This is a genomic window from Acidobacteriota bacterium, assembly GCA_040754075.1.
Classification (GTDB): domain Bacteria; phylum Acidobacteriota; class Blastocatellia; order UBA7656; family UBA7656; genus JBFMDH01.
Map to the genome: position 1 here is coordinate 68,277 of JBFMDH010000020.1, position 25,108 is coordinate 93,384.

Consider the following 25,108-nt stretch of genomic DNA (forward strand, 5'->3'; position numbering starts at 1 on the left):
TATTAGAAGCAATCCCTCATACTCTGTGTTGAGATAAGCGCCGAAGAGATTTTTAGTATGTCGTTATTCATCCCCTACAAAAATGGAAGCTATAAAGGCGCGGGCGTGTGGTTCGACAGCAAACCCGCAGCAGGCAATTTCACCAGTGAATTCACGGTCATGGATGAAGGCGACACCAAAGCCCAAATAACCAGGCGCGTCTTTTTCAAAGAAGACGGTTCGCTGCTTTATGAAGAACATTCGACGGTGAGGTTCACCTTCACGCGCTTTCCGTTTTTTGAAGTCACCATCGCTTACGAAGGCAAAACGACCAGCGGACAAGGCTATCTGTTTAATAAGGTTTTTCACTACCAGATGGACGTCAGCGATGATGTGAGTATCGAAAACACCTATGTGTTTGGCGAAGACCGGGTTGAGCTATTCGGTTCATCGAGCAACAAAGGCAATCCCACGGTGTGGCACGAAACATTGAATTTCATCATGGCTGAATAGTCGGTCAGTACCGCCTGTCTTAGCGGACGGGTTAAATGGGTTGATAAAGATGTTTCAACTGCTTTTACATAACGCCCAAATTATTCTTAAAGACCGCGTCCAACCGGGCGGCGTGTTAATTCGTGAAGGGCGCATCGCCGAGGTCTTTACCGATGCGGATACGCCTGTGGGACTCGCCGCTGATGAAAAACTTGATTTACAAAATCGCTTTCTCGCGCCCGGCTTGATTGATGTTCACATTCACGGCTCCGCAGGCATTGATGTACAGAACGCCGACCAGCAGGGTTTAGCAAAACTTTCTCAATTTTTACTTGGTGAAGGCGTGACCGGTTATTTTGCGACCTTTGTGCCGACCGATGATGCGGGGTATCGACGAGCCATTCAGGAAATTGAAACTTACATTGCAAATCAGGATAACGGTCAGACAAACGGCGCGCGAATTCTCGGCATACATTTTGAGGGACCTTTCGTAAGCGAAGAAAAATGCGGCGCATTACAACGCGAGCATTTCAGAACCTATGACGGAAACCCCGACACCATCCGCGTGTTCACCCATCCCACGAATTCACCGGTAATTTATAAACGATTGATGACGCTTGCGCCGGAACTGAGAGGCGGGTTGAATTTGATCAGCGAACTCACCAGCAAAGATGTTCGCTCGTTTATCGGTCACACCACCGCGCAACCTGAAATTTTAGACGCAGCGGTTCGCGCCGGCGCGCATCACATTACTCATTTCCCCAACGCTCTTGAACCGTTGCACCATCGCAAACCCGGCATCGTCGCGTGGGGACTTTTAAATACCGAAGTGACCTTTGATTGCATTGCCGATTTTCATCATGTTCATCCCTTGATGCTGCAACTGATGCACAAATCGAAAAGTGCAGAGCGGATGGCTTTGATTAGTGATGCCATCGCCCCTGCGGGACTCGGCGAAGGTGAATTCACGGTCTGGGGCGATAAAATCGAAGTTCTGGGCGGCATCACGGCTTTAATGGAAGGCGCAGCCAAAGGCACGATTGCGGGTTCGGTCATCACCATGCGCGACGCTTTGAAAAATATCGCGAGTTTAAATATTCCGATTTACGAAGCCTCACGTATGGCGTCATACGTTCCGGCTGTTGCGGCAGGTGTGGCTTTGAATTACGGCGCAATCGAAGCAGGCAAACGCGCCGACCTGATGGCTTTTGACGAAAATTTCACTATTGGTTTTGCAAGCCTCGGCGGCTCAATTGCTCTCGACCAACGATAGAGCGGGGCTATCTTCCAACTCATTCTGGTCTGCCTGAACATCTGCGGCATTCCTTATTTTGAAATATTCAACGAAGGCGATAAGCAAAAACGTCGTTCCTATCACTTCACAACTTTCTTCGATAAACCCGCGAACATTCCGTGACAGGATTACTTTTATAAAGTTCCCTTCAATCGCTTCAAACAGGATGGCAGTGCTCCAACAAAGTATCCCGGCTAGCGCAAGCAGCATGATTTTTTTGCAGCGCCAAAACGCCGCAATGAAAAAGGTGAACATCCCCAAAGCGGTTGCAATAATGAAGGGAAGTAAAACGAAAATCCAATCGCCTGCGCCTTCCTGAAAATAATTTTGCAATTGGCCTATTGGTTGGCGATTTAATACCGCCACCAGATTTTCATGAATCTTTGCGGTCTCACTGATGGAAATTGCCATCAGCACTGCGGCAATCAATAACCAGGCGAGCCGATGCGTCCATTTCAATTTGGTAAACGGCGAAGTTGTTCTACTGTTCAACCAGGCAACGATTGCCGCGAGAAACAAAATAGCGCTGGAGTACCAGGTGGCAAGGTTCGCCTCGTTTCGCAAATCCACTTGCTGGCTGATAAACGCCAGCAACGGTTTTTGATGTAAGGTTAGCGGCGCTGTCGCAATGGTCAACAGATAATTCAAAACGATCAGAAATAAACTGGCGGCAATCAAGATGATAGACAACCATTTAATTTCTTTTCGCCCGAATTGAAGAATTGTTACTTGAGGATGATTTTTCAATTCTTCCTACTCAAGATATAAAGTGAATGTGGGAGAATCGGTCATAGATAATCAAGAAATTCCCCCATCAACCAGACCTCGGCTATCTTAGCTAACTTTTTGCGAAAGTGAAATTGGTTAGCCGGAATCAATCCGGGCATCAATCAATTCATCGCTCAGATGGTTCCAAAAGCCTTGATGAAAATTATGAACGCTGAACCACGAAATAAGTCGGTTAAATTATTTCCCTTCTTCATTCGGTTTTTCGCCCCAGATGTAGCGGCTTTTGTTCCATCATCTGGCGTTGTTGTTTGGGTTTGTCGATGCCGTGACCGAAACCTTTGAAGAAACCTCAACTCATCCAATTTTCAACTTTCAGATTTGGAATTTGTCTAAAATGTTTGACGTTTCTGGTAACTAATGTTGCCTGGCTGGCAAGGGCTATACTGGCAATCAACAAATCTGCGCGCCCGATTTTGCGATAAACAGAAACTGCGCGCAATTGATCAAAGCATTCACAGGCGGCTTGATTCAAGGGAATCACCATAAATTGCGCAAGGAATTCTTCCGTCTTATCAAGCCAATGCTGAGCGCGTAAAAGTTCCGTGCCGGTCGCGGCTTTCAAAACAAAACTAAACCGCCCCTGCATCAATTCAATAATTGAGATGACAGTTGTTGCAATTTCATCTTCTGCAAGTTCCTGAAATTTACCAATCACCTGCGGCTGCCCGGTTTGAAGATGAGTGAGTATATCGGTGTCGAGCAGATACATTATTCATCCGTTTCAACTTCAGGTCGTCCGCGCTGTTTATAAATTTCAGTCCGCAACGCCGCCATATTTTCATCATCGGCAAACGCGCCAGCCATCTGCAAAATTCTGGCACGTTTATCTTGTGCGCGGAGCCAATCATCAATCGCCGCTTTAAGGAACCGCCAGTTCTCTTCAATTTTTCGCCCAGGAACTCGCCCTTGCGCGGCTTGCCGTTCCACAACTTCTACGGGCAATCGCAAGTAGTCAGCTACCTCTTCAAGGGTTAATACTTCGGATGCGGTTATTACTTGACTCATACTGGCTACCTCGATTTTTCTCTATCGCATTAGCGGATTTATCTTAGCATACACAAATACTCAATTCACTTTCGATGATAAGCAAGAATCAAGCGCAACAGTGTAGAATTATTTCCCTTCTTCATTCGGTTTTTCGCCCCAGATGTAGCGGCTGAACCATTCATAATTTTGTTCCATCACCTGGCGTTGTTGTTTGGGTTTGTCGATGCCGTGACCGAAGCCTTTGAAGACTGCAAGTTTCACCGGCACGCCTTTGTCTTTCAATGCCTGGTACAACTCATAAGCATTGGGTATGGGCACCCGTCTATCGAGTTCGCCGTGTTGAATAAGGGTCGGGGTTTGCGCGCTTTTGACATAAGAAATCGGTGAGGTTTTGCGATAAATTTCCGGGTCGTCCCAGGGCGTCGCTTTCAGGTATTGACGGGTGAACGGATGAATGTCGGTGTTGACATAGTAAGTCATCCAGTTGGAAATTCCTGCCCCTACGGATACGGCTTTGAATCTGTCGCTTGATGTGGTGATGAATGCCGAAATATAGCCGCCTTGACTCCAGCCCATCGAACCGACGCGGTCGCGGTCAACCAAGCCTTGGGCAATCAGAAAATCGACGCCTGAGATGACATCCCAGTAATCGCCCACACCAAGGTTGCGCACATTGAGCGAACGAAATTTTTCACCGTAACCGGCAGAACCGCGATAATTGGGGCGCAAAATCACTGCGCCTTTGGCGGCAAACATTTCAATCGGATAGGTGCGGTCGGCATTGAGCACGGGTGTATCAACGCCCGTGGGTCCACCGTGAATGACCACCAGTAAGGGATATTTTTTCGACGCATCGAAATTCGCCGGTTTGATTAATACGCCTTCGATTTCCGTGCCATCTGTCGATTTCCAGCGAATGATTTCGCGGGTGGCGAGTTTAAAATCTTTGAACTGTTCGCCCATCGCGGTGAGGCGTTTGCCTTCGAGTGGTTTCACGGCGGAGACAAAAATTTCCGGGTACTGGTTGGCAGCAGCCTGAATGAATGCCGCCTGTTTGAAATCTTTGGTGAACGATACCTGGGCGACAGTCATTTGCGATTTGCTCATTTGCTCGATGGCTTTGGTTGAGGGGTTCAAACGAAACAGCGATGCGTAGACCCGTTGTTGTGCGGAAAAATAGATGCCATCGGGTGACCAGGCAAGCATTCGCGGGATTTCATCAAAACTCGCGGATAAAGTCTGCGGCGCGCCGCCATCACTCGATACAACCGCCAGATAAGAATTCAGGTAATAGAAAAACTCCTGCGCGTTGGCGGTTTCAAAGGCAATCTGTTTTCCATCAGGCGACCAGATGGGGTTGTTATCGGGTCCCAGGGTTTCGACAATTTTTTTGACCGCTTTATCAGTAACCTTCAAAACATAAATATCTGCCGTATGGGATGAGCCTAAATCGGCGTCTCTGGTTGCTGAAAAAGCGATGCGCGTGGCATCGGGCGACCAGTTGAAACTGCCTACGGTAAAACTTGTGCCTTCGGTGAGGCGTTTGGCTTCCGGCGGGGTTTTGATTTCATCGGCGACATCAATCATCCAGAGGTGTGTAAAGTTGTAATCGCTTTCGACGATTTCATACTCGCCATATTTTTCTTCGCGCTCTTTTCGAGCCTTCGATTTCGGGTCAACCATCGTAAAAGCGATGCGCCGTCCATCGGGCGACCAACTAAAGCCATTCACACCGGTTTCAACATTGGTCAGTTGCACGGCTTCGCCGCCCACAGGTGAAATCAGATAGAGTTGGCGTTTATCGTTGCGGTCTGAAACGAAAGCGAGGCGGCGTCCGTCAGGCGACCATTGTGGCGCGGAACTCGATTTTTTCGCGTTGGTCAGTTGGAAGCGTTCGCCGGTTGCGGGGTTGGCAATCCAGATTTCGGTTTCCCAGGCATTGTCCGTCCAATTGACCTCTTGAACCTGATAAGCGATGAAACGACCGTCGGGCGAAATGCGCGGATTTGATGCGCTTTTCATACTGAGCGATTGATCAATGGTTGGCGTTTGCGCAAAGCCCGAAAAGACCAGTGAGAAAACCAGAAGCGAAGCAGAAATCAATGTTTTCATGACATCCCTCTTTGATAAGTTTCAGTTGCTGGGAGCGCAGTATAACACACTGCTGCGAACAATGAGTGGGTGAGAAAAGCCTGGTTGATGTTGCAGAAAAATTCAGAAATGTCAGGGGTTTTTCAGGTGAGTGCGGATGTTGGATAGCGTTCGGAAAGCGCTTCAAGGCGCGGTGGGCGCGCGCGCGATTAATCGAGCGCCGCGATGGCTTCCTGAATTTCATTGCGGGTTTTCTGGTCGCCGGCTTTGGCAGCAACCGCGAGTCCACGTTGATAAATTTCACGCGCCTGCGCTTCGGCGTTCGTGTTAGCGAGCATTCGTCCGAGATGATAATAAGCCGCGACATAATTTTCATCGCGACGGATGACTTCCTGAAGTTGATTCATAGCGTCATTCAATTGACCGGCTTTTTCCAGTTCAAGCGCCAGCGCATAACGCGAAAACGAATCGTTCGGATCAGCGGCTAAAAATTCTTCCAACATCTCTTTGCGGGATTTCATAACACCCTTAACTCCTCAAGAAAATAAAGGACACAGATGAAAATGTTCTGTGCCCTTTACAAATTTTAAATTTCCGGCGATTCACGCGACAACTTCGCACACTTCGCCCGCTTTAGCAAATCGCTGACTACAAATGATTGATTGTGAATCTGGCTTGAATCAATCGCTTACTCGTTGGTGCTCTCGGTCGTTTCCGACGCTGCGGCAGCGGTTGCAGCTTTTGCCGCGGCTGCACCTTTTTGACCACGCACATCGAGTTCGCGAATACGCGCCGCTTTACCGCGCAGGTTACGCAGGTAATACAGTTTGGCGCGACGCACGCGACCGCGACGGATGACTTCGATTTTATCCACAACCGTGGCGTGCAAAGGGAAGATGCGCTCGACGCCAACGCCGAAACTGGTTTTGCGAACCGTGATGCTTTCGCGCACCCCCGAATGTTTGCGCGCAATGACAACGCCTTCAAAAACCTGAATTCGTTCTTTATCGCCTTCTTTAATCTTTACGTGAACGCGAATCGTATCGCCCGATTTAAAATTGGGAAGATCAGTGCGTAACTGTTTGTTCTCGATTGATTGTACAACTAAGCTCATTTTTATTTCCTCGCTTTAAATAATCTCTTAAAAACCCGGTATCAATCGCGGTCAGTGACCGCTTGCTTTTCTAAATTTCACAACCGACAACCGGCTTAATTTTTACCTTGTTCTTCGCTGCCCGAACCCTGAATCCCGCATCCTGAATCCTGTTGTTCAAGCAAATCAGGGCGACGCTTGCGGGTCTTTTCAAACGCTTTGGCGCGTCGCCATTTTTCAATCTCCAGATGATGACCGCTCAGTAAAACGTCCGGCACCTTCAATCCGCGATATTCAGCCGGTCGCGTGTAATGCGGATAATCCAGCATGCCGCTGGAAAACGAATCCTGTTCGGCAGATTGTTCGCATCCGAGCGCACCGGGAAGCAAACGAGTTACGGCATCAACGACAACCATCGCCGGAATTTCGCCGCCCGACAGCACATAATCGCCGATGGATATTTCATCATCAATTAATTCGTCAACAACCCGTTCATCAATGCCTTCGTAGCGCCCGCAAATCAAAAGCACCTGTTCAAGGCTTGCCAACTCTTCGGCAACCGCCTGCTTAAACAGTCGCCCTTGCGGCGTGAGCAACACCACGCGGGTTTCAGGCGCGTGGTGGGTTATAGCTTCAATGGCGCGAAACAGCGGTTCGGGTTTCATCACCATCCCTGCGCCGCCGCCAAATGGGCGGTCATCAACCATTCGGTGACGGTCGGCGGTAAAATCGCGCAGGTCGTGGATATTGATTTCCAGGAGACCTGCTTGAAGCGCCCGACGAATAATGCCAAATTCAAAGACCCCGCGAAAAATTTCAGGAAAAATCGTTATGATGTCGAACTTCATCATCTGATTGCGGATTGCGAATTGCGAATTCTTTTTTCAATCCGCAATCTACAATTCCAATAAACCTTCGGGAGGATTGATGAGGATTTGTCCCCGTTCCACATCAACCTCTGTGCAAATATCTTCGACAAACGGAATCAGGATGTCGCGTTTCTCTTCGCTTTCGACAACCAGCAGTTGGGTTGCATTGGTTTGCAACAGTTCTTTAACCTGCCCGATGCGCTTGCCGTCAACCGTTATGACTTCAAGTCCAATGAGTTCGTATTCATAGAACTCGTCCGCTTCGAGGTCTATGGTGTCATCTTGAGAAATAACCAAACGACCACCCACCAGCCTTTCGGCGTCGGTCATGGTGTCTGTACCACTGAATTTTAGAATCACCCGGTCTTTATGAAACCAGTGGTGTTCAAGTTTCAGCACCAGCCGCGACCCGTTGGGCATCACAACCGTTACATCTTTATCTTCGAGGTCTTGAAAGCGTTCGGGAAAATCGGTCTCCAAATCACAGGCAACTTCCCCGCGAATGCCGCGAGCCTTCGCGATGCGCGCAATCACCACATCATCATCGGCTAATTTATGAGCGGTCGCTTTCTGCACTATTCCAAAATCTCAAGCACAAAACGCTTTTTGAGTTTCATTCCGGCTCCCCGCAATATGGTTCGCATTGCGCGAGCCGTGCGTCCCTGCTTGCCAATCACCTTTCCCAAGTCCTGTGGCGACACCCGCAGTTCCAAAACGACTGTGGCTTCGCCGTCAATCTCTTTGACCGAGACCTCTTCGGAATTATCAACTAGAGCCTTCGCTATAGTCTCAATAACATCTCTCAATGAACCATCTGCCATAACAGCTCCTCCTTCAGGTTGTGGTTTCGAGAAGTCAAAGACCCGGATAACGCGACCAAAGAAAAGCGTTCAAACATCAGCTTGCGCGTGTTCGACTACACAAGCGCAATCGCCGGTAGCACATTTACGCACTTGCTTCTGTTCCGGCTTTGGCAGTGCGTTTAATGATGCTTTGCACTGTTTCAGTCGGCTGTGCGCCGCATTTCAGCCAATAATTCACTCGTTCCAGGTCGAGTTTAATATCGGCAGGGTTGCGGCAAGGGTCATAGTAACCGATGGATTCGATAAATCGTCCGTCCCGTTTGGAACGTTTTTCGGCAACTATGATTCTGTAAAAGGGCTTTTTCTTCGCGCCCATCCTTGTCAATTTAATCGCTAACAAAATGTCACCTCCGTGTGATTACAAAAAAAACTTATAATTAGATGTTTCGGTTATTCCCGCAAAATCGAACTGCGATTATACCTCAGAAGGCAAATCTAACGCTTCTTTTTCTTCTTCTTGCGCTTGGTGGCTTTGCGGCGCAATCCCCCACCGAGTCCGCCAGCCATCCCGCCTGCAAGTCCACCCAAATTTCCTAAACCGCCAAGCATGCTGCCCATCCCGCCCGAAGTCATCATGCGCATCATTTTACGCATCTCCTCGTACTCATTAATCATTTGATTGACCGCCTGAACCGAGGTGCCGCTGCCGCGCGCGATACGTTTGCGCCGCGAGGCGTTGAGAATCTGATGATGGGTACGCTCTTGTGGCGTCATCGAATTGATAATGGCGTCGGTGACTTTGAGCTTGGCTTCCATTTCGGCATTCTGTTCGGGCGTCATTCTAAACCCGCCAAACAGTCCCGACGGCAGCATGTCCAGAAGTTTGTCGAAAGAACCTAGACGACGAACCTGACGAAGCTGATTGCGGAAGTCTTCGAGCGTAAACTGGTCACGCATCAATTTCTTCTGCATCTCCAGCGCTTCTTGCTCATTGATTTCGGATTGAACTTTTTCAATGAGCGAGAGGACATCGCCCATACCTAAAATTCGCTGGGCGATGCGGTCCGGGTAAAACTGTTCAAGGGCGTCGTATTTTTCGCCGACGCCGATGAATTTAATCGGCTGCCCGGTGACTTCTTTAATCGACAGCGCCGCGCCGCCGCGCGTATCGCCGTCCATCTTGGTGAGAATGACGCCGGTCAGGTTGATGCGCTCATGAAATTGTTGCGCCGAATTAACTGCGTCCTGACCGGTCATCGAATCGGCGATGAACAGAATTTCATTGGGCTGGGTTTCCTGCTTGATGCGATCAAGCTCGGTCATCAACTCTTCATCAATGTGAAGACGACCCGCCGTGTCAATTAATAAAGTGTCGTAGCCGACCAGCTGACATTCGCGCATCGCCTGGCGGACGAGTTCAAGCGGGTCGGTGATTTCCGGCAGCCGCAAGACCGGTTGTTTGATGGCATCGGCGATGATCGCAAGTTGTTCGCGGGCTGCCGGACGATAGACGTCAACTGACAGAAGCAGCGGGCGGCGATTCTGGGTTTCGGCTAACAGTTTGGCAAGTTTTCCTGTGGTTGTGGTTTTGCCGGAACCTTGAAGTCCGACAATCATAATCACGTTTGGTGTGCGTTTGGTGAAAATGATTTGCGTCGACGTGCCGCCAAGCATTTCGACCATTGCATCGTAAACAATTTTGACAACCTGCTGTTCGGGCGACAGCGAACCAAGCACATCTTGACCGAGGGCTTTTTCTTTCACCCGGTCAATAAAGCTCTTGACGACTTTGTAATTGACGTCGGCTTCCAAAAGCGCAATGCGAATTTCACGCATGGCGGCTTCGATGTGAGCCTCTGTGAGTCGCCCCTGCCCGCGCAGGTCTTTTATTACTTTTCTTAACTTGTCCGAAAGCGCTTCAAACATGACACTACCCGCCTATAAAGACAAACAGTTAGGGTATATGCCGCGTTGTCATCTGTCAAGAAAAGATGTGACTTGACAATAACAATGCTGGTTTCGTATCCTGTCAGTTCGTTTTCTTTAAGGATAAATAGAGGATTCGCATCATGGCAACATATATACCGAGTGGCAAGAATCTTGAGCAGACTCGCAAATGGCATTTGATCGACGCCAACGGCAAAACTGTCGGTCGCCTGGCTTCGGAAGCTGCGAAATTGCTTATGGGTAAACACAAACCGAGTTTCACCCCGTTCATTGATGTCGGGGATCATGTGGTCATCATCAATGCCGACAAGGTGGTCTTTACCGGCAATAAACTGCAAGACAAAGTTTATCGTCATCACACGGGTTGGCCCGGTGGACTCAAAGAAGTGACGGCGCAAAAACAGATGCAGATTCATCCGGAGCGCGTATTGGAAGCCGCCATCAAAGGTATGCTTCCGAAAAATACGATTGGTCGTCACATGGGCAAAAAACTGAAAGTTTATGTCGGCACAGACCATCCGCATCAAGCGCAGCAACCGGAACCTTATCAAGTCTAGTTCAACCCCGTTGATTTAAGTGAGCCAGTAGCCCCGTTTTCGCGTTCAAGGCTTTTGCCAAAAGCATTTTAGGAAGAGACGCTATTTCATAGGAGATTTAATAGTGGCAGATACGACGTACAATTATGGAACCGGTCGGCGCAAAAGCGCGACCGCGCGGGTTTATATCAAACCCGGCAGCGGTGACATCACCGTAAACAAACGCAAGTTTGAAGAGTATTTCCCGAATGAAATGCATCGGATGATTATTCGTCAACCGTTGCACCTTACGGATACCGCCGCGAAATTCGACATTCTCGTCAATGTCGATGGCGGGGGCATGTCCGGTCAGGCAGGTGCCGTGCGTCACGGCATCACCCGCGCCTTGATGGAACTCAACCCGGAACTTCGCGGACGTTTGAAAAAAGCCGGTTTCGTCACCCGCGACCCGCGTGCGAAAGAGCGCAAGAAATACGGACAAAAGGGCGCTCGCAAACGCTTCCAGTTCTCGAAACGCTAATCAAATTGCGGATTGCAAATTGCGGATTGTAGAAATCTGTTTGCACTCCGAATTCTGCAATCCGCAATTGATAATTCCATTGCCAGCTTTTGTGATTGGTTGTTCCAACCGGAACGCAGGCTGGTGAGTACATAAACCAATTTTCGTAGGAGGATAGTTTTGGCTACAACAGTAACGATGAAAGAACTGCTTGAAGCCGGTGTTCACTTCGGACATCAGGTCAGGCGGTGGAACCCGAAAATGAAAGAATACATTTTCGGTGAACGCAACGGCATTTACATTATTGACCTGCAAAAAACTCAGAAACTTTTCAAAGACGCAGTCAAATTCGTTTCGCAAATCGCGATGGATGGCAAATCCTTCATGTTTGTCGGCACCAAACGTCAGGCACAAGACGCCGTTGAAGAAGAAGCGAAACGCTGCAACCAATATTATGTTAATCAACGCTGGCTCGGTGGTCTGCTGACAAACTTCCAGACCGTACAGAAATCAATTCAAAAGATGAAAGACATCGAAGCCATGCGCGAAGATGGACGTTACGATTCCATCACCAAAAAAGAACGTCTGCAATATGACCGCGAACACGAATCCTTGAGCAAAAATCTTTCCGGTATTCGCGATATGAAACGCTTGCCGGACGTGATTTTTATCATTGATTCAAATAAAGAAGAGATTGCCGTCGCCGAAGCCAACAAACTTGGCATTCCGGTGGTCGCCATCGTTGATACCAACTGCAATCCCGATGGCATTGATTACATCGTGCCGGGAAATGATGACGCCTTGAGAGCGGTTCGGTTGTTCGCTTCAAAAATGGCGGATGCCATCATCGAAGGTCAGCAGATTGCCAAAGAGGGCGCTGCCGATGTTCCCGAAGAAGAAGCGGCGGCAGATGCTGACGCTGGGCAAAGCGATGCGCCGAGACGTGACCGCAAGAACCGACGCAAAGGCGGAGTTCGCACCACCTATGTTCCGCCTGATGCCCCACCGATTCCCGAAGTCGCTGCGGCAATTGACACCGTGGCTCCGGTTCAGGCTGAAGCCGCAACTGCAGCGGCAGGTGATGCGCCCGCCGCAGAGGCTGCACCCGCAGCAAGCGAACCGGCACCGAGCGCGGAAGCCTCTGAATAACTTCATCAGTCAGGATGACATCAAAAGGCGGAAGATTCATCCTTCCGCCTTTCGTTTATAACAACCATTCAACAAAGATTTTTACAAGAGAGGTAGGTATTATAAATGTCAAACGCAATTTCACCGGCAGCAATTAAAGCATTAAGAGAAAAGACCGGCGCAGGCATGATGGAATGTAAATCGGCGCTTACCGAAGCCGGAGGCAACGAAGAAAAAGCCATCGAGGTGTTGCGCAAACGCGGACTCGCCACGGCAGCGAAAAAATCGGGTCGCGCCGCCGCCGAAGGCTTAGTGGATTCTTACATTCACGCGGGCGGAAAAATCGGCGTGTTGGTTGAAATCAACTGCGAAACCGATTTCGTGGCGCGCGGCGAAGAGTTCCGCAATTTCGTTCATGATGTCGCCATGCACATCACGGCTTCGGAACCGCGCTTCGTCAGCAAAGAAGAGGTGCCCGAAGAGGTGTTGGTGAAAGAACGTGAAATCGCCCTCGCTGCCGCCAAAGCCGACCCGAAAAACGCCAACAAACCTGAACAGGTTTTTGAAAAAATCGTCGAAGGCAGAATCAATAAGTTCTATCAGGAAGCCTGTCTGCTCGAACAACCTTATGTCAAAGACCAGGACATCACGGTTGGCAATCTGGTGACGCAAATGACCCAAAAGACCGGCGAGAACGTCAAGATTCGCCGCTTTGTGCGTTTCAAAATGGGCGAAGGTCTCGAAAAGCGATCATCCGATTTGGGCGCCGAAGTGCAGGAGTTGCTCGGCGGCAACGAATAATTCAGGTTTCTTAAAAGCCTCTCCTCGTGAGAGGCTTTTTTTTGTAAGGTGAAACAAAAAGATGTCAGAATCAACACCCAGCCCCACAGCGATTTATAAACGAGTCCTGTTAAAAATTTCCGGTGAAGCCTTGATGGGCGACCGCGGCTACGGCATTGACCCGGATACCATTAACCGCATTGCTGGTGAAATCCGAGAAGTTCACGCGCTCAACGTTGAAGTTGCCATCGTCGTTGGCGGCGGCAATATCTTTCGCGGCGTGGCGCTTTCCACCAAAGGCATGGATAGAGCTTCTGCCGATTACATGGGAATGCTTGCGACCGTGATGAACTCGCTCGCGTTGCAGGACGCGCTCGAAAAACAGGCAGTTTTCACGCGGGTGATGACGGCGATTGAAATGCACCAGATTGCCGAACCCTTCATACGTCGCCGCGCCATTCGTCATGTGGAAAAAGGTCGCGTAGTAATTTTTGCCGCCGGCACCGGCAATCCCTATTTCACGACGGATTCTGCCGCCGCGCTTCGCGCTTTGGAAATTCGCGCCGATGCGATTTTGAAAGCTACGAAAGTTGATGGCATCTATACCGCAGACCCGACCAAAGACCCGACGGCGACCATGTTTGACCGCCTGACTTACATGGACGTCATTCAACGCGATTTGAAAGTGATGGATACCTCAGCCATCAGCTTGTGTCGTGAACGCAATTTGCCGATTCATGTTTTCAACCTTTATAAAGCGGGCAACATTGCGCGCGTCGTGAAGGGCGAAAAAATCGGCACGATTGTTTGCGCTTACGAATAAGTTTCGCAAAGCTTGCATTATTTACTGGCAAAATTCAAAATCTTAATCCTGAATTCAACCGTTGGAGATATTTATGGAAGCTAAAGACATCATCAATGATGCTCGCAAACGAATGGATAGCGCAGTTGAAGATGCACGCAAGAAACTGGCAGCCGTCCGCACCGGTCGCGCTTCGGTTAATTTACTCGACAACGTGACCATTGAATATTACGGTGCCACCATGCCGCTCAATCAGGTGGCGACGATTCACGCGCCCGAACCGACCATGCTCACGGTTGCGCCTTTCGACCCAACCCAACTGAACGGTATCGAAAAAGCCTTGCGCGCTTCGGATTTGGGACTCAATCCGTCAAATGACGGCAAATTGATTCGCGTGCCGATTCCGCCGCTCACCGAAGAACGCCGTAAACAGATGGTGAAAGTGGTTCACGAAGTCGCCGAAGAACATCGCACAGCTATTCGCAATGTGCGTCGCGATGCTAATGACCATTTGAAAAAGCTCTTAAAAGACAAAGCGATTTCTGAAGATAATGAGCGTGATGCGCTCGATCAGGTGCAAAAACTCACAGACCTGCACATCACCAAAATCAACGAAGTCGCCACCCAGAAAGAAAAAGACATTCTGACCGTTTAAGCGGTAAACCTTTTGCTGATTCATCACCTTCGCCAGGCAGAGGGACTTTTGCAGGTCTCTCTGCTTTTTCATTTTTTCACTCTCGACCCGGAAAGTTGCGAAAAATTTAACCGACTTGTTGCCCATCATTTTAACTTGGGGTTGCGCGACCAGCCGGTTTTCGCTCTAATACCAATGGTTCATTTCAGGAGCAGCCTGTGGGCTTCCTCCTCCGCTCCAGAGCAAAAACAGTTCCAGTCACGGCGCTAGTGGCGGTGGCTTGCCTATTCCACATAAGGCGGAAGATTGAAGATGAATCAATACGACCTCATTGTCATCGGTTCGGGACCGGCGGGACAGCGCGCCGCCATTCAAGGCGCAAAAATCGGGAAACGGGTCGCTCTGGTTGAAAAACGCGAAGTCGTCGGAGGTGCCTGCATCAATACCGGAACGATTCCCAGTAAAACCATGCGTGAAGCGGTCATGCATTTGTCCGGTTATAGCTATCACGGCATCTATGGAATGAATTATCGCGTGAAAGAAAAAATTACCGTCGGCGATCTCTCTTTCCGTGTTCAACAAGTCATTAAAACCGAAATCGACATTATCAACGCGCAACTATCGCGCAACGGTATTGATATGCTCACCGGCAGCGCGAGTTTTGTAGACCCACATCGTTTGCGGGTTGAAAATTCTCGCGGACAAGCTGAATACACCGCCGATTTCATTATCATTGCCACCGGCACGAAGCCCGCCGAATCCACCAAAGTCCCGATTAACGGCAGAAACATTATCAACAGTGACCAGATTTATTGTTTGCCGGAAATCCCTAAAACTTTAATCATCGTTGGCGGCGGCGTGATTGGCGTCGAATACGCTTCGATGTTCGCGGTGCTCGGGTCGCGGGTGATTCTCGTCGAAAAGCAGGGTCGGTTATTGAATTTTGCCGACCAGGAAATGATTGAGGCATTGTGTTATCACCTGCGCGACAACCGCGTGACCTTGCGCCTCAATGAAGAAGTGGAAAGCGTCGAAGAAAATCCTGATGGCACAGTGGTCGCCAATCTCAAAAGCAAGAAAAAAATATCCGGTGATGCGTTGCTGTATTCGGTCGGTCGACAAGGCAACACGGAAGATTTGCATCTCGCCGCCGCCGGACTTGAAGCGGACGAGCGCGGGCGCATCAGCGTCAATGAAAATTATCAAACCGCGCAAGCTCACCTTTATGCAGTGGGCGACATCATCGGCTTTCCGCAACTCGCGTCGGTTTCGATGGAACAGGGCAGGCTTTCGGTCGGTCACGCCTTTAATATCAAATTGCAAAGCGACCCGGCGAATTACCCTTATGGTATTTATGCGATTCCCGAAATTTCTTTCGTCGGCAAAACCGAAGAACAACTCACCGATGAAGACGTGCCCTATGAAGTCGGAGTCGCTTATTATCGCGAGATTGCGCGCGGGCAAATTCGCGGCGATACCACCGGACGTTTGAAAATTATTTTTCATCGTGAAACCAGAGAAATACTGGGCGTTCACATTATCGGCGAAGGCGCAGCCGAACTGTTGCACATCGGACAGGCGGTTATGACATTGCGCGGCACCGTCGATTATTTCGTCAACACCGTATTCAACTACCCGACGCTTGCCGAATGTTACAAAGCCGCCGCCTTTAACGGCATCAATAAACTGGCGCGCTTTGCCTGAGATTAGGCGTTCGCTTTTTTGAAGAGAGGTCAGCTTATGCCATTAGCGATTGGCGTTCTGGCAGCCGAAAATATTGTTGCCGGGCTTGTAGAGAATGACCAACTGGTCGGCTCGATTCATACCTATCCCGAAGCCAGTCATCGCAGAGATATATTTGAAGGTTTACCTACCGAAGACATCGTGCAGAAAATTTTCGAGCAAATCGAAGCGGTGCGCGGCGGGCAAGAGATTGCCGCCGTCGGTCTTGGATTTCCGGGTTTTATTCAAAACGATGTCGTACAAGAATGCCCGAACATTCCCCAGGTCAAAGGATATAATATTTGCGCCTTGCTCACAGCGGCTTTGCGTGACGCCAAGCTCAACACCAAGGTCTCGCTACTCAATGATGCGGATGCGATTGCCGCAGGCATCGCCGTCGAACAAGGCGAGGTTGGCAAATTGATTCGCATCTGGTTTTTAGGCAATGGCGTCGGTTGCGGACATTATCCGCTGATTGGAGAGGTCATGGAAGAAGGTCACATGGTTGTGACCCTCGACCCGAAAGAAAACTTTTGCGGCTGCGGCGGCATCGGTCACCTCGAAGGCATTATGGGCTATCGCGCCATGCGTCTCAGATTTTTAGACCTCGAACCTGAAGAAGTTTTCGCAGAAGCTCAGCAGGGCGATGAACGTTGCGTCGAGTTTGTAAAACTCTGGCATCGCGCGCTGGCGGCGGCAACCGCATCCAGCATTCATATGTATGGCGCGGGTAAATTTTATATTTCCGGTCCTAACGCAAAATTCGTGAGCGTCAATTTACTGCAAGAATATTTGTATGAAATGGTGAAGATGAGTTCGTTGCAGGGCAGTTCGTTTGAAACCGTCTCGACGACCGAAGAGATTGCCATCATCGGTGCAGCCCATAGCGCATTGCTGGCAAATGGTCAGGTTTGAATAGTAGCGGCGAAAGCGTAAAACGTTTTTTTTACCTTCAAATTGATGCCGAACGGCAAACTACAGTTTCAAAGCCTGGTGGAGATTTTTATTTGACGTTCAACTGATTGGCTTACTCAATAACAATTTTGCGCTCTGACTCGTTCAAATATTCGATATGAATTTTAATCGCCCCTTCGGGCACATAGCCTAAACGTTCAGCCCATTCAATCAACACAACCGCAGCAGGCTTTTCAAGAATTTCTTCCAGTCCAAGCCCGACGCACGCCTGTTCATCAAGCCTGTACAAATCAATATGAAAAAGCCGTAGCCGCCCTTCGTGTTCATTGATTAAGGTAAATGACGGACTCGTTACATCCACAGGGTCAATGCCAAGTCCCGCAGCCAAGCCTTTCGCAAAAACCGTTTTGCCTGCGCCGAGGTCGCCGCTTAGCAGAACAATCGCTCGCCGGTTAATTTGTTCGCCGAGGCGTTCGCCAAGCGCAAAAGTCTCTTCTTCGCCATGCGTGATGATTTCACCTGTGATATTCATTGGTCACTTGATAATAAACTTTTTGTTAATCGGCTGTCATACTGTAGGCTTGAAAAAATTCGTCAATCGACTGTCGGTTGAAAGGAGACGCTGCGAGTGATTAAACATCTCTTGGGAATCTATCTCCTGCTGGTATCCGTTGTTTGCATCATTTTGCCATCTACGCAAGGCGCGCATTTCATATCCGGGCAACGAAAGCCATCACCGAACCTGCGCTGCACTCAGGCGGCATTGGATTCAATCATCGAAATGCCCGAACTGGAATACGAGTGCATCGGTAACGAAGAAGACGATTTAAAAAGTTTGGAACGCCGCAAGGCAATGCAGGAATATTTGCAAGCGATTGAATCAAACTTCGCCGACAAAGCCTGGTGGGCGACATCGGTTGAACAGTTAAATGCCTGCGCCATTGCCAAAGAAGCGCGTGCCTTAACTAAAAGTGAAGGCGATGATTTCGAGATGAATATTCATTTGTATGGCGATGGACAAACGCGACTGGTTTCTGTCGTTGACCCTTGCATCCATTACAGCTACAGCACACTCAATACCTATATTTTAGAGCGCGTCGGTGAACAGGTTTTCGCCACTCAAATTTTAAACGCTTATTACACGCGCATTGACGCAGCACTAGCTTTGGATGTGGCTGAACATCAGGGTGAGCGATTGCTGTTTGTCACCACCAACACCTCAGATGGAATGATGCCGCCGGATTTATTTACGACCTTCAAGGTTTACACCATCAACTCACGCACGCATCGCGCCGTGCCGAAAAAAATTTTTAAAGAGAATAGCAAATTGACTAATGAATTCCGCTTTGACCAATATCTGTTTACCGGTAGAGACGCTCATTTAGCCAATCGCTGGCAACCGCCTAAAATCATTTTGAATAGAAGCCTTGCGCCGCGTTTTTATGTTTACACACCGCGCAAACATCGCCTCGTGCGCGAGACGTATATCTGGAAAGGTCGGTATTATGAATTTGCCGGATAAACGATGATTCAAATAATTCAATACCAGCTTTGGCAATCAATCTTTTATGATACATATGTCTTAATAAGACCCAGGTCGTTCAATGCGGAACATATAGCAGCCATAGCCCAGATTTCGCGCGTGCAGGTAAGCAATCTCTGAGTTCGTAAACATTTCGGCAATAACCTCTTCTACCTGTCGCGCTCTTACCGCTTGTGCATCAACAATCCGGTCTTCAGCGTTGTAGGCGCGAAGTACCACCTCTCTACGAGGAAATTCGGGCGGATAGTTATTTATATCCGCATAAGGCTCGCACGACCGCTCGTGAATAAAAACCGGTCCAACCTCTGCATAGGGCTGTCTGGATAGAAACGGTTGGTGCGCCATGAGAATGACCCCTTCATCCGGTTGCGACAGTTTGAGACAGACACGGCACTGGTGTCGTTCACCATCGCGGAGCACCGCTAGTAAATTATCAAAGACATCACGCTGCGACTCGCGTGCTTTAGTTGCTACCTCGGAGGGTATAGAAATGATTTTAAACTTGTCGTTGGTTGTCATAATGCATCAAGCATAGTCAGATGCAGGAAAAATGTCTGGCTGAAAACGGACACCTCATTTCAGTCGAGTGGGCGGTTAGAAGTTACTCGGTTCAACAGTCGCTTTTGCACTAAGCGAAGCCACTTTTTTATGCGCTGAATAACCGGTAGACTGGAACCGTAGAAAGGAATTTTTAATACCTGTTCCAACGGTTTAAAGCAGAAAGCAGAAAGCAACCCAAGATGATTATTCTCCAGACCGAGCGATTAAATTTGCGGCAACTGACGATTGATGATGGTGAGTTCATCGTTGAACTTCTCAATCAGCCTTCATTCATTCAAAACATCGGCGACCGGGGCGTGAGAACGCTGGATGATGCCCACCAGTATATTTTGACGGGGCCGGTGGCGAGTTACGAAAAATTTGGTTTCGGGCTATATCTCGTAGAGCTAAGAGAATCCGCCACTGCCATTGGGCTTTGCGGGCTTTTGAAGCGAGAAGCGCTGGACGATGTCGATATCGGTTATGCGTATCTGCCCGCGCATTGGGGAAAAGGTTACGCTTTTGAAGCGGCATCGGCAGTTTTAAATTACGGGAAAAATATGCATGGGTTAAATCGCGTTGTCGCGGTGGTCAGCCCTGATAATTACGGTTCAATCAAGGTGCTGGAAAAACTCGGATTGAAGTTTGAACGAATGGTGCAATTGGTCGACGGTGAAGCAGAGGTTAAATTGTTTGCCTGATGAATAAACAAATCAGTGAAGGTTTGTGGAATTCTCTAATGGAAAACCTTCCGTCCGCTTTTCACTGTGGAGAGCTATTCCCGGATCGGGAAATTCAATTTGATGAGTAAAGCGGTGGTTTTTCCGTATCAACCTTTTCTATTCACCAAATCTTTCTGTATCAATTTTCTACTCATCCCTGCAAAATCGCTCAGCAACCTTTAAGGCTTTTCTGCTTCGCCGCCAACGGCAATAAACGCCTCGCCAAGATGCGCGGTGATGTCTGAGGCAATCATCGCTCGTGTACCGAAACGCGCAGCCGCAAGGTCGCCCGCCAGTCCGTGCAGATAAACTGCCGCCAGGGTTGCGCCAAGCGCATCTGTGGTTTTTTGCGCGATGAGTCCGGCAAGAATGCCTGTAAGCACATCGCCGGTGCCGCCCGTCGCCATCCCTGCATTGCCTGTCGGATTCACATAAACCTCACCGTCAGGCGCGGCAATCAATGTCCGACTGCCCTTTAGAACTAAAATGACTTGATGCTGAGTGGCAAAATCTCTGGCAATTTCAAGGCGATGATCAACGACTTCTTTAGCAGATATGCCCGCGAGCCTTGCCATCTCGCCCGCATGCGGTGTGAGAATTAATGGCAAATCCGCGCTCCCTTGCAAATGCTCCGCCCAACCGACGAGCGCGTTCAAGCCATCGGCATCAATCACAACTGGGCGCTGTCTCTGGGTTATCAATTCGCGGACAAATTCAACGGTTGACGATTCATTTGAGCCAAGCCCCGGACCAATCGCCAACACATCGCGTTCGGCGGCGAGCGCCAGGGCATTTTTGAGCGCGTCAAGCGAAACCGTTCCCGAATAGGTTTCGGCAAGCGGTTCGGTCATACATTCGATAATCGCCTGCGAAGCGACTGCGGTTTGCGCTGATGCGGCGGTTGCGATGGTCACCAACCCCGTGCCGGCGCGCATCGCCGATGCGCCCGCAAGACAGGCTGCGCCGGTTTTACCGCGCGAACCTGCGATGATTAAAACTTTACCGGCATCGCCTTTGTGCGCAATGGACGTGCGCCGCGAAGACGCAAGCCAGGCTTCAATCATTCCTCGTTCGACTAAATTTAAATTCGCGCCCGATGAATTAATGAGCGAGGCAGGCGAGCCAATCGGTGCAACAACTAACGCACCATTATTTTCTGAAGCGGGCGGCAAAAGGTTGGCAATTTTTGGAGCGGTAAAGGTAACGGTTAAATCTGCGCGCACTGCCGCGCCAATCAAATCGAATGAATCGGAATTGAGTCCCGATGGAATATCTACAGCAATGACCGGTTTTTGTTGATTCAAAAACTTGATGGCGTGTTCAAAGAGTCCCGTCGCCGGACGAGTCAAACCGGTTCCGAAAATGGCATCGAAAAACAAATCAAAAGTTTCAGCGGTTGCATATTGCGTGAACGCTTCTTCGCTTTGAATTTCAATGAATGTGAAATCATCAGCGCCTTGTGCCAGAAGTTTTGCCGCGTCGAAATTCGTTCGCGCATCGCCTTTGGTATCTTCGATGCGACCGAGCAACAGCCCAACTATTGCACAACCTTTGGTGTGTAACAAACGGGCTATGGTTGCGCCGTCGCCGCCATTGTTACCCTTACCGCAAATTACGAGTGCGCGTTTGCCCTGCGCCACACCGAATTTTTTTTCTACTGCTTCAACAATTCGCGTCGCGGCGTTTTCCATCAGCAATATACTGGGAATCGCATAACGCTCCGTTGTCAGGCGATCAACTTCACGCATCTCGGCGGCTGTGAGTATCTTCATCAAGGCGATGATAGGCGAGTCCTGGAATCGTGTCAAAGCAGCAAGCTTTACCAGATTCACCGAACCTTGATAGACAAAAAATCGAGCAACCTGAAATTGCTTCACAGTCGGTGAACCGACCGAAAATTTTTGTAAAATTCTCAAGAAACAATGTTTCATACTTGCAACGTAAAAAATTTCGTGATACAGTGTTGCGCGTTTGAAACAAGCGCCCAGCCCAGTAGCCCCACGGTCTAAGGTTTTTAACAGGAGAGTGAGCGATGGAAATGACTGTCTTGAAAAAAAATGCCGATGAAAAAGTCAGCTTCCAGATTCTCGTTCGTGCCACGCCTGAACGGGTTTATGATGCAATGGCGACCCGTGAAGGATTAAACGGCTGGTTTACGGCTGATTCACTCATCGAAGCGCCAGATGGAAAACTCTTTTTGCGCTGGGAAAATTGGGGCGTTGAACATTACACAGGTGAAAGTCACGGTAAGGTTTTGGAAGCCCGTCGCGGCAAGCGTTTTGCCTTCAAATGGCCCGTCGATATTGGCAATTATCTCACCACAGTTGAAATCGATTTTGAACCGGCAAACGAAGGAACTATCGTTCGTTTAATCGAATACGGTTATGAAGAGAACGCCGACAAATTGCAGAACATGTTAAACCGCGCAGGTGGCTGGGGCGAAGCTTTGACCTTGATGAAATTTTATGTCGAACATGGTTTAACCTACTGACTCTCGCAATCATTTTTTTGAAGGCTCAATCAGCTAAGCAATATTTATCGACCAGATTTCCCAAAGGATGTTATGAATAACGAAACCAATCTCACAAAATCCATTCCGGTGCTTGCAGCACTAGACCTCGCAAAAACGCTTGAATTTTATGCCGAACGATTGAAGTTTACGCCGCACATTCAGACGAACGATTACGCAGGCGTAAAGCGCGACGGCATCGAGATTCATTTCTGGTTATGCAATGACCGGCACATTGCCGAAAACACCGGCTGCCGCATTCAAGTCACAAACGTTGAACCCCTCTATGCCGAATATCAAGCCGCCGAAGTCATTCATCCGAACGGCGCGCTTGCGGAAAAACCCTGGGGCTTTCGGGAATTTGCCATCAGCGATTGCAATGGCAATTTAATCACCTTTGCGGAGCCACTTGAAAAAGTGGATGCAAAAATCGAAACCGGCGATAGTGAATCAACGGCTCGATGTGTGACCGGCATTGGCGGCATATTTTTCAAGGCACAGGACGAAGTCAAACTTCGCGAGTGGTACAAGACTCATCTGGGCATCAAGCTTGAAAGTTTTGGCGGTTCCATGTTCGAGTGGCGCGATGCCGTACACACGGAACGCAAAGGCACGACCATCTGGTCAATTTTTTCACACGACACGCAGTACCTAAACCCCAGCACCAAGCCTTTCATGATTAATTACCGGGTCGAAAATCTCGATGCCGTTTTAGCTTATTTACGCAGCGCAGGTGTCGAAGTTGATGACCGTATCGAAGACAGTGAATTCGGTCGTTTCGGTTGGGCGATGGATATCGAAGGCAACCGTTTGGAACTTTGGCAACCGCCTGAAGGTTTATAACCCCTGAACCAGGTAGCCCGACAGTCTGATGAAGCAGGGTTCAACTCATCAGACAGTCATTGAGTGAGCAGGAAAATCTAACCCAATAATTTAAAAAAATTTCTGAACAGGAGAAACCACTATGCCAAGAGTTATTCATTTTGAAATTCACAGCGAAGACCCTGAGCGTGCCATCAACTTTTATCAAAACCTTTTCGGCTGGCAATTCCACCGTTGGGAAGGTCCCTGGGATTATTGGCTAATCTCTACCGGCGACAGCGATAAACCCGGCATCAATGGCGGCTTGATGCGCCGACAAGGAACCATCGACGGACAAAGCGTAATCGCTTATGTCTGCACCGTCGATATTGAATCGGTTGATGAAGCGGTTGAAAAGGCACTGAGTTTTGGCGGACAACTCGCTTTGCCGAAACAGGAAATTCCCGGTGTCGGCTTTCTCGCTTACTGCAAAGACACCGAAGGTAATATTTTCGGCATGATGCAGGACACTTCGCAGGCAAAATAAGTAACAAGGCAAATGTAAAAAGTGAAAAGCGCGTTTGTCGTGCCAATCCGCCGCTATTGAAGTTGTCTGAGGCGTTCCACAACCAGCGCCGGCAATTGGCAGTTCGACAAACTGCGATACGCAATCATTGGCTTTTCACTAAGCCTTGCCGTAAACAGAAAGGAAAAACAGCGATGCAATTCACCTATAATCTGCAAATCAACGCGCCGATTCAAAAGGTTTTCGCGCTGGTCGATGATGAACAAAATCTCAAACTGTGGATGGACGGACTCGAAGAAACGATTTATCCCGAAAGCCTCAATCGCCAAAATCCGGTCGGCACGAAATTCAAACAGCGCATACGCGAAGGTCGTCGTATCGCCGAATATGACGGCGAAGTGTTGGTTTATGAAAATCCCACGCATCTGGCAATCATCATCGGCAATCAACAATTCACCATGCAGGTCGATTACCGCTTCAGCGCAAAAGGCGAATGGACGTGGTTGGATTATTCGGCAACAATGGTCGGCGGCAATTTCTTCATGAAACTGTTTGCCAAACTTTTTGCGCCACTGACGCGCCGCATTCTTGATCGCCAGATGCGCAAGTTGAAAGAGGTCGCCGAAAACAGTTCACCTTATCAAATGCACAGCAATGCGTTTGCCGCAGCCAAATAAAAGCAAACCAAAAACCGGTTAACAAGGAGAGACACACCATGATTTCACAGGTCAAAATCGTCAGCATTACCGTCAAAGATCAGGATCGCGCTTTGGCGTTTTACACAGAAAAACTCGGCTTCAAAGTCGTAACCGATGCGCCGATGGGGGCAAGCGGTCGCTGGATTGAAGTCGCTACCCCCGCAGGCGACACCCGCGTCGCCCTGCTTTTGCCGCATAGCGAAGATGACAAAGTCGGCGGCTTTTCAAACGTTATTTTTTCGAGCGCCGACGTGCGAAAAACCTATGCCGAATTGCAGGAACGCGGCGTCGAATTCGTAGAACCGCCAACTGAACAAAGCTGGGGAACCTACGCGGTTTTCGTCGATGTGGATGGCAACCGTTTCGTCATCGGCACCGAAAATTAATCCAAAACGAGCGGTGGAATAAA

30 protein-coding genes and 1 pseudogene are annotated in these 25,108 nt (G+C 49.2%); 17 read left to right on the forward strand and 14 right to left on the reverse strand.

Annotated elements, in window-relative coordinates; all coding sequences use genetic code 11:
• The first annotated feature begins 57 nt into the window (after positions 1 to 57).
• Positions 58 to 492: a hypothetical protein gene (locus AB1757_20035; GenBank protein MEW6129341.1), complete on the forward strand. Its 435-nt coding sequence runs from the start codon at positions 58 to 60 to the stop codon at positions 490 to 492.
• A gap of 49 nt (positions 493 to 541) precedes the next feature.
• Complete coding sequence (gene nagA, locus AB1757_20040; protein ID MEW6129342.1) at positions 542 to 1,744, forward strand: N-acetylglucosamine-6-phosphate deacetylase; 1,203 nt, start codon at positions 542 to 544, stop codon at positions 1,742 to 1,744.
• On the opposite strand, the gene AB1757_20045 is transcribed toward nagA, so the two are convergent.
• The 11 genes and pseudogenes from AB1757_20045 to ffh all read right to left on the reverse strand — a co-directional run bounded on the left by AB1757_20045 (position 1,721) and on the right by ffh (position 10,323).
• The gene (locus tag AB1757_20045) at positions 1,721 to 2,455 is read right to left on the reverse strand and encodes a hypothetical protein (GenBank protein MEW6129343.1); all 735 of its coding nucleotides are present in this window, start codon (positions 2,453 to 2,455) and stop codon (positions 1,721 to 1,723) included. The genes nagA and AB1757_20045 overlap by 24 nt on opposite strands.
• 388 nt (positions 2,456 to 2,843) lie before the next feature.
• Positions 2,844 to 3,263 carry a PIN domain-containing protein gene (locus AB1757_20050; protein MEW6129344.1) on the reverse strand — a complete coding sequence of 140 codons (420 nt, stop codon included), beginning with the start codon at positions 3,261 to 3,263 and terminating at the stop codon, positions 2,844 to 2,846.
• Positions 3,263 to 3,559 carry a helix-turn-helix domain-containing protein gene (locus tag AB1757_20055; GenBank protein MEW6129345.1) on the reverse strand — a complete coding sequence of 99 codons (297 nt, stop codon included), beginning with the start codon at positions 3,557 to 3,559 and terminating at the stop codon, positions 3,263 to 3,265. Before AB1757_20055 ends, AB1757_20050 begins: the two co-directional genes overlap by 1 nt.
• Positions 3,560 to 3,667: 108 nt before the next feature.
• Positions 3,668 to 5,653 carry a S9 family peptidase gene (locus AB1757_20060; GenBank protein MEW6129346.1) on the reverse strand — a complete coding sequence of 662 codons (1,986 nt, stop codon included), beginning with the start codon at positions 5,651 to 5,653 and terminating at the stop codon, positions 3,668 to 3,670.
• A 188-nt stretch (positions 5,654 to 5,841) separates the two neighbouring features.
• A complete protein-coding gene (locus AB1757_20065; GenBank protein MEW6129347.1) occupies positions 5,842 to 6,153 on the reverse strand; it encodes a tetratricopeptide repeat protein in 312 nt (103 codons plus the stop codon).
• A gap of 254 nt (positions 6,154 to 6,407) precedes the next feature.
• Positions 6,408 to 6,746 (reverse strand): annotated as a pseudogene (gene rplS, locus AB1757_20070) (50S ribosomal protein L19).
• 95 nt (positions 6,747 to 6,841) lie between these two features.
• Positions 6,842 to 7,576 carry a tRNA (guanosine(37)-N1)-methyltransferase TrmD gene (gene trmD / locus AB1757_20075; protein MEW6129348.1) on the reverse strand — a complete coding sequence of 245 codons (735 nt, stop codon included), beginning with the start codon at positions 7,574 to 7,576 and terminating at the stop codon, positions 6,842 to 6,844.
• Between the two features lie 45 nt (positions 7,577 to 7,621).
• Entirely contained in the window at positions 7,622 to 8,170 is a 549-nt protein-coding gene (rimM, locus tag AB1757_20080; GenBank protein MEW6129349.1) for a ribosome maturation factor RimM, read from the reverse strand.
• Positions 8,170 to 8,415 (reverse strand): KH domain-containing protein, encoded by a 246-nt coding sequence (locus AB1757_20085; protein ID MEW6129350.1) that lies wholly within the window; start codon positions 8,413 to 8,415, stop codon positions 8,170 to 8,172. The genes rimM and AB1757_20085 overlap by 1 nt, the downstream gene beginning before the upstream one ends.
• A gap of 124 nt (positions 8,416 to 8,539) precedes the next feature.
• Positions 8,540 to 8,800 carry a 30S ribosomal protein S16 gene (rpsP, locus tag AB1757_20090; protein MEW6129351.1) on the reverse strand — a complete coding sequence of 87 codons (261 nt, stop codon included), beginning with the start codon at positions 8,798 to 8,800 and terminating at the stop codon, positions 8,540 to 8,542.
• Positions 8,801 to 8,892: 92 nt separating this feature from the next.
• Entirely contained in the window at positions 8,893 to 10,323 is a 1,431-nt protein-coding gene (ffh, locus tag AB1757_20095) for a signal recognition particle protein (GenBank protein ID MEW6129352.1), read from the reverse strand.
• Between the two features lie 143 nt (positions 10,324 to 10,466).
• Between ffh and rplM the strand changes: the two genes are divergently transcribed.
• From rplM to AB1757_20135, 8 genes are all read left to right on the forward strand, one after another.
• Positions 10,467 to 10,901 (forward strand): 50S ribosomal protein L13, encoded by a 435-nt coding sequence (rplM, locus tag AB1757_20100; GenBank protein ID MEW6129353.1) that lies wholly within the window; start codon positions 10,467 to 10,469, stop codon positions 10,899 to 10,901.
• A gap of 103 nt (positions 10,902 to 11,004) precedes the next feature.
• Positions 11,005 to 11,400 (forward strand): 30S ribosomal protein S9, encoded by a 396-nt coding sequence (gene rpsI / locus AB1757_20105; protein MEW6129354.1) that lies wholly within the window; start codon positions 11,005 to 11,007, stop codon positions 11,398 to 11,400.
• Positions 11,401 to 11,577: 177 nt separating this feature from the next.
• The gene (gene rpsB / locus AB1757_20110) at positions 11,578 to 12,528 is read left to right on the forward strand and encodes a 30S ribosomal protein S2 (GenBank protein ID MEW6129355.1); all 951 of its coding nucleotides are present in this window, start codon (positions 11,578 to 11,580) and stop codon (positions 12,526 to 12,528) included.
• Positions 12,529 to 12,633: 105 nt separating this feature from the next.
• A complete protein-coding gene (gene tsf, locus AB1757_20115) occupies positions 12,634 to 13,308 on the forward strand; it encodes a translation elongation factor Ts (GenBank protein ID MEW6129356.1) in 675 nt (224 codons plus the stop codon).
• A gap of 61 nt (positions 13,309 to 13,369) precedes the next feature.
• Positions 13,370 to 14,110, forward strand: a complete 741-nt coding sequence (gene pyrH / locus AB1757_20120) for a UMP kinase (protein MEW6129357.1) — start codon at positions 13,370 to 13,372, stop codon at positions 14,108 to 14,110.
• A gap of 73 nt (positions 14,111 to 14,183) precedes the next feature.
• On the forward strand, positions 14,184 to 14,744 hold the full coding sequence (gene frr, locus AB1757_20125; protein ID MEW6129358.1) for a ribosome recycling factor: 561 nt from the start codon (positions 14,184 to 14,186) through the stop codon (positions 14,742 to 14,744).
• 291 nt (positions 14,745 to 15,035) lie between these two features.
• Positions 15,036 to 16,427, forward strand: coding sequence for a Si-specific NAD(P)(+) transhydrogenase (gene sthA, locus AB1757_20130; GenBank protein ID MEW6129359.1), 1,392 nt, complete (start codon positions 15,036 to 15,038; stop codon positions 16,425 to 16,427).
• 36 nt (positions 16,428 to 16,463) lie between these two features.
• Complete coding sequence (locus AB1757_20135) at positions 16,464 to 17,360, forward strand: ROK family protein (GenBank protein MEW6129360.1); 897 nt, start codon at positions 16,464 to 16,466, stop codon at positions 17,358 to 17,360.
• Positions 17,361 to 17,472: 112 nt separating this feature from the next.
• Here AB1757_20135 and tsaE read toward each other — a convergent pair whose 3' ends face one another.
• Complete coding sequence (tsaE, locus tag AB1757_20140; protein MEW6129361.1) at positions 17,473 to 17,892, reverse strand: tRNA (adenosine(37)-N6)-threonylcarbamoyltransferase complex ATPase subunit type 1 TsaE; 420 nt, start codon at positions 17,890 to 17,892, stop codon at positions 17,473 to 17,475.
• Between the two features lie 96 nt (positions 17,893 to 17,988).
• On the opposite strand from tsaE, the gene AB1757_20145 reads away from it, so the two are divergent.
• Positions 17,989 to 18,882 (forward strand): hypothetical protein, encoded by an 894-nt coding sequence (locus AB1757_20145; protein MEW6129362.1) that lies wholly within the window; start codon positions 17,989 to 17,991, stop codon positions 18,880 to 18,882.
• 60 nt (positions 18,883 to 18,942) lie between these two features.
• On the opposite strand, the gene AB1757_20150 is transcribed toward AB1757_20145, so the two are convergent.
• A complete protein-coding gene (locus tag AB1757_20150) occupies positions 18,943 to 19,422 on the reverse strand; it encodes a DUF1203 domain-containing protein (GenBank protein MEW6129363.1) in 480 nt (159 codons plus the stop codon).
• A 221-nt stretch (positions 19,423 to 19,643) separates the two neighbouring features.
• On the opposite strand from AB1757_20150, the gene AB1757_20155 reads away from it, so the two are divergent.
• The gene (locus AB1757_20155; protein MEW6129364.1) at positions 19,644 to 20,144 is read left to right on the forward strand and encodes a GNAT family N-acetyltransferase; all 501 of its coding nucleotides are present in this window, start codon (positions 19,644 to 19,646) and stop codon (positions 20,142 to 20,144) included.
• A 200-nt stretch (positions 20,145 to 20,344) separates the two neighbouring features.
• Here AB1757_20155 and AB1757_20160 read toward each other — a convergent pair whose 3' ends face one another.
• The gene (locus tag AB1757_20160) at positions 20,345 to 22,096 is read right to left on the reverse strand and encodes an NAD(P)H-hydrate dehydratase (GenBank protein MEW6129365.1); all 1,752 of its coding nucleotides are present in this window, start codon (positions 22,094 to 22,096) and stop codon (positions 20,345 to 20,347) included.
• Between the two features lie 101 nt (positions 22,097 to 22,197).
• On the opposite strand from AB1757_20160, the gene AB1757_20165 reads away from it, so the two are divergent.
• The 5 genes from AB1757_20165 (at position 22,198) to AB1757_20185 (ending at position 25,085) form a co-directional block, all read left to right on the forward strand.
• Complete coding sequence (locus AB1757_20165; protein ID MEW6129366.1) at positions 22,198 to 22,656, forward strand: SRPBCC domain-containing protein; 459 nt, start codon at positions 22,198 to 22,200, stop codon at positions 22,654 to 22,656.
• A 72-nt stretch (positions 22,657 to 22,728) separates the two neighbouring features.
• Positions 22,729 to 23,517, forward strand: a complete 789-nt coding sequence (locus tag AB1757_20170) for a hypothetical protein (GenBank protein MEW6129367.1) — start codon at positions 22,729 to 22,731, stop codon at positions 23,515 to 23,517.
• A 121-nt stretch (positions 23,518 to 23,638) separates the two neighbouring features.
• A complete protein-coding gene (locus tag AB1757_20175; GenBank protein ID MEW6129368.1) occupies positions 23,639 to 24,022 on the forward strand; it encodes a VOC family protein in 384 nt (127 codons plus the stop codon).
• Positions 24,023 to 24,195: 173 nt separating this feature from the next.
• Positions 24,196 to 24,678 (forward strand): SRPBCC family protein, encoded by a 483-nt coding sequence (locus tag AB1757_20180; GenBank protein MEW6129369.1) that lies wholly within the window; start codon positions 24,196 to 24,198, stop codon positions 24,676 to 24,678.
• Positions 24,679 to 24,716: 38 nt separating this feature from the next.
• Complete coding sequence (locus tag AB1757_20185; GenBank protein MEW6129370.1) at positions 24,717 to 25,085, forward strand: VOC family protein; 369 nt, start codon at positions 24,717 to 24,719, stop codon at positions 25,083 to 25,085.
• Positions 25,086 to 25,108 lie beyond the last annotated feature (23 nt).

Bases quoted from the DNA above. Each gene is read 5' to 3' on its own strand.
- ffh (MEW6129352.1), bottom strand. From the start codon at position 10,323: ATGTTTGAAGCGCTTTCGGACAAGTTAAGAAAAGTAATAAAAGACCTG.
- AB1757_20150 (MEW6129363.1), bottom strand. From the start codon at position 19,422: ATGACAACCAACGACAAGTTTAAAATCATTTCTATACCCTCCGAGGTA.
- rpsB (MEW6129355.1), top strand. From the start codon at position 11,578: ATGAAAGAACTGCTTGAAGCCGGTGTTCACTTCGGACATCAGGTCAGG.
- AB1757_20135 (MEW6129360.1), top strand. From the start codon at position 16,464: ATGCCATTAGCGATTGGCGTTCTGGCAGCCGAAAATATTGTTGCCGGG.
- AB1757_20185 (MEW6129370.1), top strand. From the start codon at position 24,717: ATGATTTCACAGGTCAAAATCGTCAGCATTACCGTCAAAGATCAGGAT.
- AB1757_20060 (MEW6129346.1), bottom strand. From the start codon at position 5,653: ATGAAAACATTGATTTCTGCTTCGCTTCTGGTTTTCTCACTGGTCTTT.
- AB1757_20155 (MEW6129364.1), top strand. From the start codon at position 19,644: ATGATTATTCTCCAGACCGAGCGATTAAATTTGCGGCAACTGACGATT.
- nagA (MEW6129342.1), top strand. From the start codon at position 542: ATGTTTCAACTGCTTTTACATAACGCCCAAATTATTCTTAAAGACCGC.
- AB1757_20085 (MEW6129350.1), bottom strand. From the start codon at position 8,415: ATGGCAGATGGTTCATTGAGAGATGTTATTGAGACTATAGCGAAGGCT.
- rplM (MEW6129353.1), top strand. From the start codon at position 10,467: ATGGCAACATATATACCGAGTGGCAAGAATCTTGAGCAGACTCGCAAA.
- AB1757_20160 (MEW6129365.1), bottom strand. From the start codon at position 22,096: ATGAAACATTGTTTCTTGAGAATTTTACAAAAATTTTCGGTCGGTTCA.
- tsf (MEW6129356.1), top strand. From the start codon at position 12,634: ATGTCAAACGCAATTTCACCGGCAGCAATTAAAGCATTAAGAGAAAAG.
- AB1757_20035 (MEW6129341.1), top strand. From the start codon at position 58: ATGTCGTTATTCATCCCCTACAAAAATGGAAGCTATAAAGGCGCGGGC.
- AB1757_20055 (MEW6129345.1), bottom strand. From the start codon at position 3,559: ATGAGTCAAGTAATAACCGCATCCGAAGTATTAACCCTTGAAGAGGTA.
- pyrH (MEW6129357.1), top strand. From the start codon at position 13,370: ATGTCAGAATCAACACCCAGCCCCACAGCGATTTATAAACGAGTCCTG.
- sthA (MEW6129359.1), top strand. From the start codon at position 15,036: ATGAATCAATACGACCTCATTGTCATCGGTTCGGGACCGGCGGGACAG.
- AB1757_20180 (MEW6129369.1), top strand. From the start codon at position 24,196: ATGCAATTCACCTATAATCTGCAAATCAACGCGCCGATTCAAAAGGTT.
- tsaE (MEW6129361.1), bottom strand. From the start codon at position 17,892: ATGAATATCACAGGTGAAATCATCACGCATGGCGAAGAAGAGACTTTT.
- AB1757_20050 (MEW6129344.1), bottom strand. From the start codon at position 3,263: ATGTATCTGCTCGACACCGATATACTCACTCATCTTCAAACCGGGCAG.
- frr (MEW6129358.1), top strand. From the start codon at position 14,184: ATGGAAGCTAAAGACATCATCAATGATGCTCGCAAACGAATGGATAGC.
- AB1757_20170 (MEW6129367.1), top strand. From the start codon at position 22,729: ATGAATAACGAAACCAATCTCACAAAATCCATTCCGGTGCTTGCAGCA.
- trmD (MEW6129348.1), bottom strand. From the start codon at position 7,576: ATGATGAAGTTCGACATCATAACGATTTTTCCTGAAATTTTTCGCGGG.
- AB1757_20065 (MEW6129347.1), bottom strand. From the start codon at position 6,153: ATGAAATCCCGCAAAGAGATGTTGGAAGAATTTTTAGCCGCTGATCCG.
- AB1757_20175 (MEW6129368.1), top strand. From the start codon at position 23,639: ATGCCAAGAGTTATTCATTTTGAAATTCACAGCGAAGACCCTGAGCGT.
- AB1757_20165 (MEW6129366.1), top strand. From the start codon at position 22,198: ATGGAAATGACTGTCTTGAAAAAAAATGCCGATGAAAAAGTCAGCTTC.